Annotated in this window: 17 protein-coding genes; 6 read left to right on the plus strand and 11 right to left on the minus strand. The window is 68.1% G+C overall.

Annotation, left to right across the window (positions count from 1 at the left end; genetic code table 11):
* The first annotated feature begins 68 nt into the window (after positions 1 to 68).
* The 3 genes from ABIC78_RS01230 (at position 69) to fabI (ending at position 3,047) form a co-directional block, all read left to right on the plus strand.
* Positions 69 to 1,028: a DnaJ C-terminal domain-containing protein gene (locus tag ABIC78_RS01230; protein ID WP_062783450.1), complete on the plus strand. Its 960-nt coding sequence runs from the start codon at positions 69 to 71 to the stop codon at positions 1,026 to 1,028.
* Positions 1,029 to 1,096: 68 nt separating this feature from the next.
* Entirely contained in the window at positions 1,097 to 2,152 is a 1,056-nt protein-coding gene (locus ABIC78_RS01235) for a YihY/virulence factor BrkB family protein (RefSeq protein ID WP_354487362.1), read from the plus strand.
* 91 nt (positions 2,153 to 2,243) lie between these two features.
* The gene (gene fabI / locus ABIC78_RS01240) at positions 2,244 to 3,047 is read left to right on the plus strand and encodes an enoyl-ACP reductase FabI (protein ID WP_022676699.1); all 804 of its coding nucleotides are present in this window, start codon (positions 2,244 to 2,246) and stop codon (positions 3,045 to 3,047) included.
* Positions 3,048 to 3,154: 107 nt separating this feature from the next.
* On the opposite strand, the gene ABIC78_RS01245 is transcribed toward fabI, so the two are convergent.
* From ABIC78_RS01245 to ABIC78_RS01285, 9 genes are all read right to left on the minus strand, one after another.
* The gene (locus ABIC78_RS01245) at positions 3,155 to 3,793 is read right to left on the minus strand and encodes a hypothetical protein (protein ID WP_309804819.1); all 639 of its coding nucleotides are present in this window, start codon (positions 3,791 to 3,793) and stop codon (positions 3,155 to 3,157) included.
* A 172-nt stretch (positions 3,794 to 3,965) separates the two neighbouring features.
* Positions 3,966 to 4,496 carry a demethoxyubiquinone hydroxylase family protein gene (locus tag ABIC78_RS01250; RefSeq protein WP_054131742.1) on the minus strand — a complete coding sequence of 177 codons (531 nt, stop codon included), beginning with the start codon at positions 4,494 to 4,496 and terminating at the stop codon, positions 3,966 to 3,968.
* Positions 4,497 to 4,500: 4 nt separating this feature from the next.
* On the minus strand, positions 4,501 to 4,998 hold the full coding sequence (locus ABIC78_RS01255) for a disulfide bond formation protein B (RefSeq protein WP_022676694.1): 498 nt from the start codon (positions 4,996 to 4,998) through the stop codon (positions 4,501 to 4,503).
* Between the two features lie 22 nt (positions 4,999 to 5,020).
* Entirely contained in the window at positions 5,021 to 6,355 is a 1,335-nt protein-coding gene (locus tag ABIC78_RS01260) for a S41 family peptidase (RefSeq protein ID WP_043609469.1), read from the minus strand.
* 157 nt (positions 6,356 to 6,512) lie between these two features.
* Entirely contained in the window at positions 6,513 to 7,727 is a 1,215-nt protein-coding gene (locus tag ABIC78_RS01265; RefSeq protein WP_233252668.1) for a murein hydrolase activator EnvC family protein, read from the minus strand.
* Entirely contained in the window at positions 7,727 to 8,152 is a 426-nt protein-coding gene (locus ABIC78_RS01270) for a 23S rRNA (pseudouridine(1915)-N(3))-methyltransferase RlmH (RefSeq protein ID WP_054131744.1), read from the minus strand. Before ABIC78_RS01270 ends, ABIC78_RS01265 begins: the two co-directional genes overlap by 1 nt.
* 81 nt (positions 8,153 to 8,233) lie before the next feature.
* On the minus strand, positions 8,234 to 8,632 hold the full coding sequence (rsfS, locus tag ABIC78_RS01275; RefSeq protein WP_022675756.1) for a ribosome silencing factor: 399 nt from the start codon (positions 8,630 to 8,632) through the stop codon (positions 8,234 to 8,236).
* A gap of 157 nt (positions 8,633 to 8,789) precedes the next feature.
* Positions 8,790 to 9,557, minus strand: coding sequence for a nicotinate-nucleotide adenylyltransferase (locus tag ABIC78_RS01280; RefSeq protein WP_354487367.1), 768 nt, complete (start codon positions 9,555 to 9,557; stop codon positions 8,790 to 8,792).
* Positions 9,521 to 10,801, minus strand: a complete 1,281-nt coding sequence (locus tag ABIC78_RS01285; protein WP_354487369.1) for a glutamate-5-semialdehyde dehydrogenase — start codon at positions 10,799 to 10,801, stop codon at positions 9,521 to 9,523. The genes ABIC78_RS01280 and ABIC78_RS01285 overlap by 37 nt, the downstream gene beginning before the upstream one ends.
* Before the next feature lie 192 nt (positions 10,802 to 10,993).
* Here ABIC78_RS01285 and ABIC78_RS01290 point away from each other — a divergent pair, with 192 nt between their 5' ends.
* Together ABIC78_RS01290 and ABIC78_RS01295 are read left to right on the plus strand one after the other, a co-directional pair.
* Positions 10,994 to 12,196 (plus strand): M23 family metallopeptidase, encoded by a 1,203-nt coding sequence (locus tag ABIC78_RS01290; protein ID WP_354487371.1) that lies wholly within the window; start codon positions 10,994 to 10,996, stop codon positions 12,194 to 12,196.
* A complete protein-coding gene (locus tag ABIC78_RS01295) occupies positions 12,162 to 12,581 on the plus strand; it encodes a bactofilin family protein (RefSeq protein ID WP_354487373.1) in 420 nt (139 codons plus the stop codon). The genes ABIC78_RS01290 and ABIC78_RS01295 overlap by 35 nt, the downstream gene beginning before the upstream one ends.
* 30 nt (positions 12,582 to 12,611) lie before the next feature.
* On the opposite strand, the gene ABIC78_RS01300 is transcribed toward ABIC78_RS01295, so the two are convergent.
* Complete coding sequence (locus tag ABIC78_RS01300) at positions 12,612 to 13,700, minus strand: serine hydrolase domain-containing protein (RefSeq protein ID WP_354487375.1); 1,089 nt, start codon at positions 13,698 to 13,700, stop codon at positions 12,612 to 12,614.
* A gap of 90 nt (positions 13,701 to 13,790) precedes the next feature.
* On the opposite strand from ABIC78_RS01300, the gene ABIC78_RS01305 reads away from it, so the two are divergent.
* Complete coding sequence (locus ABIC78_RS01305; protein ID WP_354487376.1) at positions 13,791 to 14,210, plus strand: hypothetical protein; 420 nt, start codon at positions 13,791 to 13,793, stop codon at positions 14,208 to 14,210.
* Between the two features lie 36 nt (positions 14,211 to 14,246).
* On the opposite strand, the gene mnmA is transcribed toward ABIC78_RS01305, so the two are convergent.
* Positions 14,247 to 15,452, minus strand: a complete 1,206-nt coding sequence (gene mnmA / locus ABIC78_RS01310) for a tRNA 2-thiouridine(34) synthase MnmA (RefSeq protein WP_354487378.1) — start codon at positions 15,450 to 15,452, stop codon at positions 14,247 to 14,249.
* Positions 15,453 to 15,485 lie beyond the last annotated feature (33 nt).

Below are 15,485 nucleotides of genomic sequence, written 5' to 3' on the forward strand. Positions count from 1 at the left end.
TAACCGCCAAGCTATCATCTTGAAAGCGAGCCTTGCGGGCAAGCGCCCCTATCCCTAGCTAGGTCACCATGGCAGCAGACCCTTATTCCATTCTCGGTGTGGCGCGCAGTGCGAGCGAAAAGGACGTGAAATCGGCCTATCGCAAGCTCGCCAAGGAGCTGCACCCCGATCACAACAAGGACAATCCCAAGGCGTCCGAGCGCTTTGCCGAAGTGACGCGCGCCTATGACCTGCTGTCCGACAAGGACAAGCGGGCCAAGTTCGACCGTGGCGAGATCGATGCCGATGGCAACCCGGCCATGCCCTTTGGCGGCGGGTTCGGCGGCGGCGCGGGCGGTTTTCGCGGCGGGCAAGGCGGCTTTCGCCACGATGGCGGCTTTGAAAGCGGCGACGGGCCAGACCTCTCGGACCTGTTCGAGGGCCTGTTCGGTGGGCGCGGCGGCATGGGCGGTGGCAGCGCAGGCGGCGGCTTCGGCGGGTTTGGCGGGGGCCGGCGGCCTCCCCCGCCAAAGGGCGCCAATGTCAGCTATCGCCTGCAGGTGCCTTTCGTGGAAGCGGCAGCGCGCGCGGCGCAGCGGGTCACGTTGTCTTCGGGCAGCACGATCGAGCTGAAGCTGCCTGCCGGCGTCGAATCCGGGCAGCAGATGCGGCTGGCCGGCAAGGGCGAACCCGGCCCGGGCGGCGCGGGCGATGCACTGGTCACGATCGAGATCGCGCCCCATCCGTTCTTCGTGCGCGATGGCGACAACATCCGCCTCGATCTGCCGATCACCCTGGAAGAGGCGGTTGGCGGGGCCAAGGTGAAGGTGCCCACCGTCGATGGTGCGGTCATGCTCACCGTGGCGCCGGGCAGCAGCAGCGGTCGCACCCTGCGGCTCAAGGGCAAGGGATTCTCGCGCAAGGACGGCGAGCGGGGTGACCAACTGGTGACCTTGCAGATCGATCTGCCGGCCGATGATGCCGATCTCAAGGCGCGGCTGGCCGGCTGGCACGATACGCGCAATCCCCGCGCCCGCCTGGGCGTCTGACCGCTGGTGCGGGCGCTGCCGGCCCCAAGGGCGGGAGCCAGGCAGCGCCTTTGTGCATTACGCACTTGATGAACAACGAAATCGATCCTGATTACGCCGATCAGGTGCCCGGCATGCCGCAGGGCGCCAAGCCGCTCGTGCCCGATCTTTCGCCCGAGGCGCGGCGCCGCGCCGCCCTGCACCACCGCCTCCGCGCAGAATTCAACGAGGTGCGCGACGAGTTGCGCCCCGGTGCCCGCGCCTATGAACTGCTCAAGCGGGTGTGGACCGGGGTGATCAACGACGGTTTCATCCATGCCGGCAATTTCGCCTACATGGTGCTGATCGCGCTGTTTCCGTTCTTCATCACCGGGGCGGCGCTGTTTTCGCTGATCGGTGAGACGAGCCAGCGCACGGCCGCGATCAACACCGTGCTGATGGCCCTGCCGCGCGTGGTGGCAACCACGATCGAACCGGTGGCCCGTGCCGCCGTAGAGGCGCGCACCGGGCATCTGCTGTGGATCGGCGGCCTGGTCGGGCTGTGGACGGTCAGCAGCCTGGTCGAAACCATCCGTGATATCCTGCGCCGCGCCTATGGCACGCAGTGGGAGCATGCGTTCTGGCGCTATCGCCTGATGTCCACCGGGTTGATCATCGCCTCGGTCGTGCTGATTCTCGTCTCGATCCTGGCGCAGGTGGCGATCGGCGCCGCGCAGGAAGTGATCGTGGCGCGCCTGCCGCAGTTCGGCGCCTGGGTCGATGGACTGGCAGCCGGGCGCTTCCTGCCCACGCTGGTGCTGTTCGGCGCGCTGTGGCTGCTGTTCCTGTCGCTTACGCCCAGCGCCTATCGTTCGAATCGCTATCCCAAGTGGCCCGGCGCGCTGTTCGTCTCCTCGTGGTGGCTGGGCGTTTCCATCCTGTTGCCCAAACTCCTCGCTTCGGTTTTCTCGTATGATCTGACCTATGGCAGCCTCGCCGGGGTGATGATCGCTCTTTTCTTTTTCTGGCTGGTCGGCATAGGGATGGTAATAGGTGCCGAACTCAATGCCGCGCTCGCCGAAACACCGGAGGAGCAAGACATGCTGGGCCAGGTAGATAATCGCGCGCGGGCCATTCGCCAGGCTGGCGCGACCAAACCAGAATGAAGACCCGGTTGGCCAAGGTCCGTTCAGCGCCATTCCTGATGGAACGCCTGAACAGATCATGGCCCGAAGGTGCAGGAGCGTACGAGGGCGCATGACCGGATTGATGAAGGGAAAGCGCGGCCTGATCATGGGCCTCGCCAATGACAAGTCTCTGGCCTGGGGCATTGCCCGCCAGTTGCACGAACAGGGGGCCGAACTCGCCTTCTCGTACCAGGGCGAGGCGCTGGCCAAGCGCGTGCGGCCGCTGGCGGCAAGCCTGGACAGCGATTTCCTGATCGATTGCGACGTGTCGGACATGGCCGCGCTCGATGCGGCGTTCGATGAACTCAAGGCGCGCTGGGACACGATCGATTTCGTCGTCCACGCGATCGGCTATTCCGACAAGAGCCAGCTGCGCGGACGCTATTACGATACCACGCTCGACAACTTCCTGATGACCATGAACATTTCGGCCTACAGCCTGGTCGCCGTGACCAAGCGCGCGGTCGAAATGATGCCCAACGGCGGCTCGATCCTCACGCTGACCTATTACGGCGCGGAAAAGGTCGTGCCGCATTACAACGTGATGGGCGTGGCCAAGGCCGCGCTGGAAGCCAGCGTGCGCTATCTCGCCAACGACTGCGGCCCGCAAGGCATCCGCGTCAATGCCATCTCGGCCGGCCCGATCAAGACCCTGGCTGCCAGCGGCATCGGCGATTTCCGCTATATCCTCAAGTGGAACGAGTTGAACGCGCCGCTGCGCCGCAACTCCACGATCGAGGACGTGGGCGGCTCAGGCCTCTATTTCCTGTCGGACCTTTCGGCCGGCGTCACCGGTGAAGTGCACCATGTCGACGCCGGCTATCACCTGGTCGGCATGAAGCAGGAAGACGCGCCCGATATCGCGCTGAGCTGATCAACCGCTCGCGGCGGCCACTGCCACCTGCAAAAACACCCCGGGCCAAGGCCTGGGGTGTTTTCGTTTCGAGGCCAGGTCAGCGCGTGAACCGCGCTGCCCCGCGATCAGTTCTGTGTGGGAGCGGTCTCGCCCGGCTTCGGCGCGGTGGGCGCCGGGGTGCCATCGCGTTCGCGGGCCAGGCGCGCCTCGTATTCCTTTTCCAGCGTTTCGACGCGGGCCTGTTCCTCGGCCGCGTCCTTGTCGATCGTCGACAGGCGGCGCTGGCGTTCTTCCTCGATCAGCTTGCCGAACTGCACGTCGCTGCTCTGCTTCTTTTCGGCATAGGCATCGTGGATCAGGCGCGCGGTGCAGCCGGTGGCCCCGCCCGAGCCGACCGGCGAACAGGAATTGATCCCGGCCGCGCCCACGGTTTCATAGGCCTTCACCCGGTCGGTCCAGGTCTGGTTCTTGGGATCGTTGGGATTGTCGCGCAGTGGGGCAGGAATGCGGAAGCGTTCTGCCTCGTCCTTGCGGGCGCAGACGGTGATCTGCTCGGCCGTGGAAACCGGGCAGGGGTCATCGCCATAAATGATCAGCTGGTTGACCTTTTCGTCGCCCTGCTGCGGGCCATCGTCCGCCGGCTGGGCATCGGGCACGGCCGTGCGGGCGCGGGCGGCCTGGGCCGGGGTGGCGCCCAGCATGACCGCGGGAAACAGCAGCAGGGCCGGGGCCAGCAGGCGCAGGGGGTGGGCAGCAAGGCGCATTGTCGGTTCGTCTCCAGCGCGTGGAAAGGCGGGCGGGCCGCCCCCAATGTCGCCTCATCATAAGCTGACGGGGCGGTGAATGATAGATGAAGGGGCAACGCGCAGACCGGTGAAAAGGTCTCCGGCGCCTGTGCCACCACCGGGCAAGGCGCGGATTTTCACCAGCTTTCCGTCAGATGCGTTCCGATAGCTTGATCGCCGCGCGGCAGCCCAGGCGAATGGCGTTGAACAATAGCGGATAGGCCGGGGTCTGTTCGGCGCCAGCGGCCAGCGCGGCATCGCGATGGGCACGCTCATCATCGCGGAACTGGCGGATGGTGTCGGCCAGTTCGGGATCGCTGTCGCCCAGTTCCTCCAACTGTTCGGTATAGTGGCGGTCGATCTCGGTCTCGATCGCGGCGGTGCAGGCCATCGCTGCCTTGGGGCCGAGCAGCGCGGTGGCCGCGCCCAGGGCAAAACCCGCGACCGACCACACCGGCTGCAGCGCCGTGGGGCGCACGCCGCGCTCGGCGATCATCGCGTCGAACTTGGCGCGGTGGTCTTCCTCCTGCCGGGCCATTTCGACGATCTCGGCCGAATCCGGGCCACGATCGCCCATCACCGCCAGTTGGCCGGCATAGATGCGGGTGGCGCCAAATTCGCCGGCCTGGTCCACGCGGATCATGCGGGAAGTATCGGGATGACCAATATCGGGGCGGGACATCGCTTCAGGCTCCCTTGCCGCGGCCCTTGGCCAGCAATCCCAGGATTGCCAGCGCAGCCGGAGTGGAAAACAGGAAATTGAAACCGGCCATGCTCACGCCCATCAGCGTCCAGGCCGGGGTGTCGCAGCGCACCAGGGGCGCGGCCATGATCGCGGCCAGCGGATCGCCCTCGATATGGCTGGACGAGCAGGTGGTGAGGCCTTCCCACCAGTGGTATTCCACACCGGCGTGAAAGGCGCCGATCAGGCCGCTCGACAGGATGCCGAGTGCGGCCAGCAGGACCAGCCAGCGCGCCTCGGGGCGGCCCCGGCGCAACAGCGCGAGGATAGCCAGCGCGATCGCCGCCAGGTGGCCATAGCGTTGCCACCAGCACATCTCGCACGGCGGCAGGCCGAAACCGTATTGGGCCACCAGTGCCGTGGCCATGGCGACCAGCGGCACGCCCAGGGCCAGGCCATGGGCCAGGGCAAGATCATCGGAAAAGCGGCGGTCGATCGTCATGATGGCGCGGTTCCTGGCCGGATCAGCGCTTGCGCAGCGCAGCCAGCGCGCCGGGCGCGGTGCGCTTGAGCGTCTGGACGGCATAATAGAGCTGGAAATCGTCGATGCCCTTGGCCTTCAACTCCTCGGGCGTCATCTTGAAGCGCGGATCGTCGATCTTGTCCTTTTCGAGATCCTTGTCTTCCTTGATCTCGTTGATCAGGTGACGGCGCAGGTCGCTTTCGCGATAGGACCGCAGCGCGCGCTTGCGCAGGTCGGGATCGGAAATCTGCGGCACGGTGATATCCGGCTCGATCCCGCCTTCCTGCACCGACCGGCCCGATGGCGTGTAATAGCGCGCGGTGGTCAGCTTGAGCGCGGAATCCTTGCCCAGCGGGATCAGCGTCTGCACGCTGCCCTTGCCAAAGCTGCGCTGGCCCATGATCAGCGCGCGGTGCTGGTCCTGCATCGCGCCTGCCACGATTTCCGAGGCCGACGCCGAGCCTTCGTCGATCAGCACGATCATCGGCAGGCCGCGCGCCACGTCGCCGGGATGGGCGGAATAGATGTCGTTGTCCTGCGGATCGCGCCCGCGCTGCGACACGATCGTGCCCTTGTCGAGGAAATCGTCCGACAGCGAGACCGCTTCGTTGAGCAGGCCGCCCGGATTGCCGCGCAGATCGAGCACGATGCCCGCCAGGTTGTTGCCCAGCTGGGCGCGAATCGACTGAACCGCCTGGGCCACTTCGCTGCCGACGTTTTCGCTGAAGCTCGACACGGCGATGACGCCGATGTTGTCCTTTACCTTCCATTCCACCGGACGCAGCTTGATCACCTCGCGGGTCAGCGTGAAGTCCAGCGGCTCGTCGCGGCCGGGGCGATAGACGGTAAGCTTGATCTTGGTGCCTGGTGCGCCGCGCATCTGGTCCACGGCATCGTCAAGCGAGCCGCCATAGATCAGCTTGCCATCGAGGTGGGTGATATAGTCGCCGGCCTTGATCCCGCCGAGGTCGCCCGGCGTGCCCTTCATCGGGGCGATCACCTTGACCGCGCCATCATCGAGCGTGACCGACAGGCCCAGGCCGCCATAGGCGCCTTCGGTCTGGGTGCGCAGATTTTCGAAATCGCGCGCTTCGAGATAGGCGCTGTGCGGATCGAGCGTGGCCAGCATGCCGTCGATCGCGCCCTTGATCAGCGTGTCGTCGTTCACCGGCTCGACATAGTTCTCCTTGATCTTGGCATAGATCATCTCGAGCTTCTGGAACTGCGGCGCGGTGCGGGAATCCACCGCTGCCAGGCCGGCCGTGGCCACGGGCAGAACCGCTACGGCCGTGACCAGGGCCGTTGCACGCAGCAGGGAAGCAAGCGGTTTTGCCATGTTTGCAATCGAACCTTCGATAAAGAACCAAGCGCCGCGGCGCGGGCCGGACCGCCCGCTTGTATAGCCCCGCAAGCCTGAATGCCAGATGGAGCGCACCCGATTCCCGTTTGTGCGTGGGCGGCGTGTTACAGGCCGCGTGGGCCGCACCAAGCGATCAATTGCGCAAGGCCGCCAAGGGGTTGACCGGCACGCCGTCCTTGCGCAGTTCCACGCTCACCACCGGGCTGGCCGGGGCAGCGATGCCCAGCGGCGAACCCTGCACCACGCGATCGCCCACGGCCGCGTCGATCCGGCCCAGGCCGGTGATCAGCGAGGTCCACCCGCCAGCGTGCTCGACGATCACGATCTGGCCATAGCCGCGATAGGAACCGGCAAAGGCCACGCGCCCGGCTGCCGGCGCCACGATCTGGGCCGAGGGAACGGGCGCGATGGTCAGCCCCTGGTTGGGCCCGGTCTGCCCCGCTTCGCCAAAGCCCGAGACCACCCGCCCGGAAACGGGCATGATCCACATCAGCGTGCTGCTGGTGCGCAGCAGCGGGTCGACATCTTCGACCATCAGCACGGCGCCGGGGCGATCGGGGCGTTGCAGCGGGCCGGGCAGCCCGGCCAGGACATCGCGCATCTGCCCGTCGCGGCCCAGTTGCTGCATCAGGGCGGCAAGGTCACGCGTCTGTTCGGCCAGGGCCAAGGCATGGTCGGCCTCGCGCCCGGCGGTGCCGTTGGCGGCGCGGCTGGCAATGCGCTGGCGGCTTTCCAGCGCGGCCAGTTGCTGGCGCCGCTCGGCCAGGCCCGATTGGCTGGCGCGCAGGCGGGCGGCCTCGCTGCGTGCTTGTTCCTGCAACAGCCGGCCACGCACGATCGCGCTGCGCAGGCTGGCGGTGCGGCGGCGCACTTCGGGCACCATGGTTTCCAGCACGGCGCGCAGATAGACCGTATCGCGCAGGGATTCGGCGCGCAGCAGGCTGAAGGCCAGCGGCCGGCGGGCAAACAACTGCAGCGCGGCGGTCAGCCGCACTAGCGGCTCCTGCCGCGCGGCCATGCGCAGGCGCAAGTCGGCGCGTTCCTTGTCGATCAGGGCGATGCGCGCCTCGCCGATGCGGATCTCGGCCTCGGATTGCTGGATGCGCGCGGCGATCGCGGCGGCTTCCTGCGCGGTCTTGTCGGCAGCGGCCGTGGCGGCCTGGGCCTGGGCTTCGAGCTTTTCACCGCGGGCACGGGCCTGGGCCAGGGCGGTCTGCGCCTGGGCGAGGGCGGCAGCGGCTTCGCCGGCGGTCTGATAGGTGGGCGCGGCGCCGGCCCCGGCGATCTGCCAGGCAGCCAGCGGCAGCAGCAAGGCGGTGGCCAGCAGCAGGGAGCGGCGCGCGTCCATCATCCCTCGCGGTGATAGGGGTGGCCGGCAATGATGCTGGTGGCGCGCCACAGCTGTTCGGCCAGCATGGCGCGGGCCATCATGTGTGGCCAGGTGGCCGCGCCAAAGGCGATCAGCAGATCGGCCCCGTCGCGCAGGCTATCGTCATGGCCATCGGCCGCGCCGATCAGGAAGCGTGCCTCGCGCACGCCATCGTCGCGCCAGCGGCCCAGCACCTTGGCAAATTCGGCCGAGGTCAGCTGCTTGCCGCGCTCGTCCATGACCACGGTGCGGGTGGGATTGGCCGTGACCGGCGGCAAGGCGCCGCCCCGATCGGGAAGCTCGGTCACCTTGAAACCCCACGTCACCCGCTTGCCATAGCGATCGACCAGCTCTGCCTCGGGCGAGCGGCCGATCTTTCCCCGGGCGATGATGTGGAGGAGCATGAGCGTCCGGTTCAGGCGTTGGTGGTGGTGGCGTCCGCCACCCTCCTCACCCCTCCTCTGGAGAGGAGGGGAAGGACGATGTCAGGCAGAGCCGGCGTCGCCGAAGCCCCACATGCGTTCCAGGTTGTAGAAGCTGCGCACTTCCGGGCGGAACAGATGGACGACCACGTCGCCGGCATCGATCAGCACCCAGTCGGCCGCGGGCAGGCCTTCGATGCGCACATGGCCATAACCGGCCTGCTTGACGCGCTCGGCCAGCTTCTGCGCCATGGCAGCGACCTGGCGGGTGGAGCGGCCCGAGCCGATCACCATGTAATCGGCGATCGAGCTTTTGCCTTCCAGGGGGATCGACACCACGTCCTGGGCCTGGTCATCATCGAGCGATTGCAGGACGAGTTCGAACAGGCTGGCAGGAGCGCCGGCAGAAGGGGCCGGGGTAGCGGCGCCGGCATCTGCCGGCTGGGGTTGGGCACTGGTCATTGGCTTGCGGTAAACTCCGATCGAAAGATGGCTAAGGTCGCAACGCCCGGTCGCGCATCCCGATCCAACGGCAAAGCCGCCTTGCGCCAGGGCGCACGGCGGGAGAGCCGAAAAACCGGAAAAGCGTGCCGGGAAGCAGGGATGGCGGCCAAGACGCTCAGCGTCCGCTCCTTCCGCGCAGGTCCGGTACAATGCGGCGGTGGGTGACACCATCGCGCAGGCCGGTCACGGAAATACGGTCCGCCCAATCAGGCTCTGCCAGGCGCTGGGCCGTGGCGGAACGGCGATCGGGATCGAACCGCAGGATGGAGAGCGCTGGGACGCCCTGCATCGGATCATGCGGGAAACTGGCGATCAGGGCGGCACCCCCGGTTGGCCCCGTATCGGACCAAAGAGCGCCATCACATTCCTGCCTGCACCGCCGGCGCCATCGGCGCAGCCATACCATGGCGGGGCTCGCCATCGCAGCTGCATCATAGCCCGGACGGGCGATAACCGCAATCGGCATGGTGCGGGCAATGCCGCGCCAGTCTTTCCAGCGGTGGAACTGGGCCAGATTATCGCTTCCCATCAACCAGATAAAGCGCCGGCGTGGGTATCGCCGCACCAGGGCGCGCAGGCTGTCGATGGTAAAACGGGTGCCCAGTTCGCGCTCGATCGCGGTCACTCGAATCGGGGCGCGGCGGGCCATTGCCCGCGCCGAGGCAAGGCGTGCGGGCAGCGGTGCCATGCCCTTGGCAGGCTTGAGGACATTGCCCGGCGAAACCAGCCACCACACCTCGTCCAGGCCCAATGCGGCCTGCGCAAACAGGCTCACCCGGCGGTGCCCGCCGTGTGCCGGATTGAAGCTGCCGCCCAGAAGGCCGGTCAGCCGGGGAGCGCCGCGTGTCAGGGGCGAACCTGCCCGCTGCCGTGGACCAGCCACTTGTAGGTGGTCAGCCCTTCCAGCGCGACCGGGCCGCGCGCGTGCAGGCGGCCGGTGGCAATGCCGATTTCCGCGCCCAGGCCAAATTCGCCGCCATCGGCAAACTGGCTGGAGGCATTGTGCATGACGATCGCGCTGTCGACCTGGGCCAGGAACTGCGCGGCGGCTGCGGCATCGGCAGTGATGATCGCATCGGTATGGCCCGAGGAATGCCGCGCGATATGCGCGAGCGCCGCGTCGAGCCCGTCAACCACCGCCACCGAGAGCACGGCATCGAGGTATTCGGTATCCCAATCGTTGTCGGCCGCCGGCACGATACGCGGATCGATGGCGCGGGCGCGGGCATCGCCGCGCACTTCGCAGCCGGCTTCGATCAGCGGGGTGATCAGCGCCGCTGCCGCCGGATAGGTGGCATCGATCAGCAGGGTTTCCATCGCCCCGCAGATGCCGGTGCGGCGCATTTTGGCGTTGAGCACGATGGCCTGGGCCATGGCCGGATCGGCTGCCGCGTGAACAAAGGTGTGGCAGATGCCATCGAGGTGGGCCAGCACCGGCACGCGGGCATCGGCCTGGACGCGGGCGACCAGGCTCTTGCCGCCGCGCGGCACGATCATGTCGATCAGGCCGGCCGCCGTAAGCATCGCGCCCACGGCGGCGCGGTCTTGGGTGGGCATCAGTTGCACCGCCGCTGCCGGCACGCCGCCTTCCACCAGGCCGGCCACCAATGCGGCGTGGATCGCGCGGTTGGAATGCACCGCCTCGCTCCCCCCGCGCAGCAGGGCGGCATTGCCCGAGCGCACGCACAGCGCGGCGGCATCGGCCGTCACATTGGGGCGGCTTTCATAGATGATGCCGATGAGGCCGATCGGCACGCGCACGCGGCGCAGGACCATGCCGTTGGGGCGCGTGGCGGAATCGATCTCCTGCCCGACCGGATCGGCCAGGCTGGCCACCTGTTCCACGGCATCGGCAATGCCGGCAACGCGCGCTTCGTCCAGCCGCAGGCGGTCGAGCAGCGCCGGGGTCAGCCCGCGCGCGGCGCCATTGGCCATGTCGATCGCATTGGCCGCCAGGATTTCCGGCGCAGCACGGCGCAGGGCGGCGGCAGCCAGCTTGAGCGCGGCTTCCTTGGCCGGCGCCGGCATGCGCGCGAGTTCGGCTTGCGCGGCACGGCCGGCCCGGGCCAGTTGCTCTACCAGCAACTGGGGGGACTCGATGGCGATTTCCTGGGGCTTGGTCGACATAGTGGCGCGGGGCTTACCATCGGTGACAGGCGCTGTCACGGGCGCGAGAGGGGCTGCAATCGATTCATCGTCCTTGCGCCACGGCCCGCCCCGTGCTGCGGCCCCCGGATTCGACTCCTGCGGTTCCCGCCGATAAGCGCCCGGCCCCAAGGATCGTTCATCACCTGTCTTGCCTTGGGATAATCACACATCTTGCCGCCTGCTGAGATTCACACCGTGCGCGCCACGGCCACGCCGCCTGCGCCGCGCGCACCCTGGCGCCGTGCCACCGCCTGGCTGACCGTACTGCCGGCGCGGGTGCGCGGCTGGTTTCCCGATCGCGAATTCTTCATGCGGGCGCAGGGGCAGGTGCGCTTCATCCGCGTATCGGGCCGCGTGCAGATGGGCGTGGCCGGCGTGGTGGTGCTGGCGCTGCTGCTGTGGCTGGCGGCGATGGCCACGATGCTGACCGGGCAAATCCTCGCCGCGCGTCATGCCGCTGCCTTGCGCCAGCGCGAAATGGCCGTGAGCGAGGCCGAACGCCATATCACTGCCACGCGCAATGGCGTGGCTGGCACGCTGCAGGATCTGGAACGCCGGCAAGAGATGATCGAAACGCTGGTCAAGGGCCAGTTGGGCGATCTGCCTGCTGCTGATGCTTCTGCTGCGCCGGAGGCCAAGCCGCTGTCGTTCAACATGCCGCCGGCGGGCAATCCGATGGCAGCCGGCATCGATCGCCTGGCGATGCGCCAGGCGGCCTTCGTGGCCAGGCTCACGCAGTATGCCGATGCGCGCGCGATGCAGGCCGAAACGGCGATCCGCCGGGTCGGCCTCAATCCCGCGCAAGTGGCGCCGCTGCGCGGAACAGCGGCCAGCCGGCGCGCCATGGGTGGTCCGCTGATCGCGCTGGGCGGCAACGATCCCGCGCTGGCGCGCCTGGGGCAGAGCATGGCGCGGCTTACCGCGCTGGAACAGGGCCTGGCGCGCCTGCCCCATGCCCTGCCGGCCAGCGCCGATTTCATTTCCAGCGGGTTTGGCTATCGCGCCGATCCGTTCACCGGCGGTGGCGCCTTCCATCCCGGCCTCGATTTCAAGGGCCCGACCGGCGCGCCGATCTTTGCTGCTGCCCAAGGCGTGGTCAGCTTTGCCGGGGTGCGCTCGGGCTATGGCAATTGCGTGGAAGTCGATCATGGCCATGGCCTGGTCACCCGCTATGCCCATATGTCGCGGATCGAGGCACGGCCCGGCGAGCGAGTGGCGCCCGGCGTGGAAATCGGCCGGATCGGCAGCACGGGCCGCTCCACCGGCCCGCACCTGCACTTCGAAGTGCGGATCAACGATCGCCCGGTCGATCCGCGCCCGTTCCTGGAGACCCTGCCCGATGTTTTCAAAGAAGCTGGCCACGGTGGGCACTGAACGCGCTGCACCGCTCGGTGCAGCCACGTTTTCCGTGCTGGGTGCAGACGTGGCGGTGCGGGGCGATATCACCGCAGCGGCCGATCTGCATGTGGAAGGCCGCGTCGATGGCGATGTGGCCTGCGCCGCGCTGGTCCAGGGTGAAAGCAGCGTGATCACCGGCGCGATCACCGCCCGCAGCGCGCGCCTTGCTGGCACGGTCAACGGTGCGGTCACCGTGGCCGACCTGGTCGTGGGCAAGACCGCGCGCATCGACGGCGATGTGACCTATGACACGCTGACCATCGAGCAGGGCGCCCAGGTGCAAGGGCGCTTCACCCCGCGCGGCGCCAATGCCGCCGCGGCTGTGCCAGACAGCCTGATCGCGATCAGCACCAGGGTCTGACGCGCGCCAATTGGTGGGCCTCGGCGGGCGTTAGCGGAACAGGGCGACGATATCGCCCAGCTTGCCCATCAGCGCGGCATCGCCGTCGCGTGGCGTGGCGCCCAGCCGCACCACCACCAGCTTGCGCGCGGGTGACACCAGCACCGCCTGGCCGCCATCGCCCAGCGCGGCCATCATGTCGCGCGGGCCACGCGCGGGAAACAGGCGCGGCTCGCTGTCGGTGGGCGTGCGGTTGAGCCAGACTCCGGCCCCATACTGCTTTTCGCGAGGGGAGGGGCTGGCCATGAACTCGATCCATTGCCGGGGCACCAGTTGCGCCCCGTGCACCGCGCCACGGTTGCGCAGGAACTCGCCAAACCGGGCGAAATCGCGTGCCGTGGCATCGATCATCGCGCCGCCGTTCATCGTGCCATGCGCGTCGTACGAAGGCACGATGCCGCGCATCTGCACCGGTTCGAACAGGCGGGTGCGCAGGTAATCGGCCACGGCCCGGCGCCGGGCATCGGCGTCTCCACCCGGGGCAAGGACGCGTGCGGCCAGATCAGCCAGGATGATTCCGCTGGCGGCATCGTCCTGGAACCGCGCGCCCGGTTCTGCGGCCAGGGGCTGGTCCTCGGCCGCGCCGGCCATGTCATCGCGGCCGGGGCCGAACAGCATGCGGGCCTCGTCACCCGGTTCCTCGCGCAGGCCCGATCGCATCTGCAACAGGTGGCGCAGGGTGATTTCGCCGCGTGGATCGCCCGGCCGCTGCCAGGCCGGCACCGGCGCCGTCTCATTGAGGCGCAGCCGCCCGTCGGAAACCAGCATGCCGACCATCACTGCGGTGATCGAACGGGCGATGCCGCCCCCGGCAAAGCGCGTATTCTCATGATAGCCGGGGCCATAGCGTTCGGCCACGATGCGTCCGGCGCGCATCACGATCACCGCGCGGGTTTCCCCCGCGCCCTGGGCGCCGGCACTATCATCGGCGGTGAACAGCGCGTCGATCGCGCGGGCCAGGCCTTCGCGTTCCACCCCCGGGTCATCGATCACCGCTGCCAGCGCCTGGGGCGAGAGCGGCTGCTGCGCCGGCTGGCTGGCCGAGCAGGCGAACAGGACTGGTGCAAGCGCCGCCGGCACGATAAGGGCCAGCCACCGGCGGGCACAGGGTAAACGGAATCGCGGGGCGCTCTGCATGGTTGCCCGGTCTTTCCACCAGATCGAATGCACATGGCAACCACCAAGCCTTCTTCATCCCCGAATGATCCGCTCCGTTTTGGTGGCCAACCGCCTGCGTCTCCGTCTCCAGGGCCACGCCGGGCGGGGCATTGGGCCTGGCGCGGGCTGGCAGCAATCGTCATCATCGGCCTTGTCGTGGGCGCGGTATTCGTCGCCTTTGTCTGGCGCCCGGCGCACGACAACGCGCGAATCGAGGCGGCGCGCGCGGCTCGCCTGGCCTGCTCGTGCCGCTATATTGGCGGCAGGGCGCTGGGGGACTGCGAAAAGGACAATCCCAAGGGCCGCTTCCCGGTCTCGCTGGCGGAGGATGCCACTACCCACAGCGTGACCGCTACGGTTCCGCTCGCCGCCGCGCAGACCGCCACCTATCGCGAAGGCTGGGGCTGCCAGTTGCAGGCTTGGCGCGATTGAGGCGCGGGCAGGGGGATCACCCCTGCACCGTCGTGGTTACAGCGCAGCCAGCGGCTCGGCCGCTTCGGTGCCGTCGATCCAGCCGCCGCCGATCACCCGTTCCCCGGCATAGAGCACCGCCGCCTGGCCCGGCGCCACGCCATATTCGGGTGTGGCAAAGCGCAAGGTCGTGGCGGCGCCATCGCCGAACGGGCCGTCCAGCGTGACCGGCACCGGCTTGGCCAGCGAGCGCACCTTGGCGGTCAGCGGCGTGCCATGGGTCGGCAGGGCGCCGATGCGGTTGGTTTCAATGACGCGCGCCGCGGCCACGCCCAGCAACTGGCGCGGCCCCACCAGCACGCGGGCGTTGGCCGCGTCCAGCCCCACGACATAGAGCGGCTCAGGCTGGCCACCGATTTCCAGGCCACGCCGCTGGCCCACGGTATAGTGGATCACGCCCTGGTGCTGGCCCAGCACGGCGCCGCTCTGGGCATGGACGATCGTGCCGGGGCGCCCGCCTTCGGGGCGAACGCTGCGCACGATCTTGGCGTAATCGCCATCGGGCACGAAGCAGATGTCCTGGCTGTCGGGCTTGGCGGCAACCGCCAGGCCCATCGCCTGGGCCAGGGCGCGCACCTGCGGCTTGGGCAGGCCGCCCAGCGGAAAGCGCAGGAAATCGAGCTGTTCCTGCGTCGTGCCATAAAGAAAATAGCTCTGGTCGCGAGCGGGATCGGCGGCGCGGTGCAACTGCGCACCATCGGGCGTCGCCACTCGGCGAACATAGTGCCCGGTCGCCAGGCAATCGGCGCCCAGTTCGCGCGCCATGTCCAGAAGATCGGTGAACTTGGGCCCCATGTTGCAGCGGATACACGGGATCGGCGTGCGGCCGGCGAGGTAATCGTCGGCAAAGCGCTCGACCACGTCTTCGCGGAAACGCGATTCGTGATCGAACACATAGTGGGCAATACCCAGGCGATCGGCCACGGCGCGGGCATCGCGGATATCATCGCCGGCGCAACAGGCGCCCTTGCGCCCAGTGGCGGCGCCGTAATCGTAAAGTTGCAGCGTGATACCAATGACTTCGGCGCCGCTGGCAGCCGCCAGCCCGGCCACTACCGAGCTGTCCACCCCGCCCGACATGGCCACCACGATGCGCCGCGCGCTGGCCGGGGCGGCCAGATCGAACAGGGGCAATGGATCGGCCAGGCCGGTAAAATCAGGCACCAGTTTGGGGATCGCGGAAGGGGGGATGCAATGCGACATGGCCCGCCCATAGGCGCTTTTCCCACGGTTTTC

Source organism: Novosphingobium sp. 1529 (assembly GCF_040544855.1).
Lineage (GTDB): Bacteria > Pseudomonadota > Alphaproteobacteria > Sphingomonadales > Sphingomonadaceae > Novosphingobium > Novosphingobium capsulatum.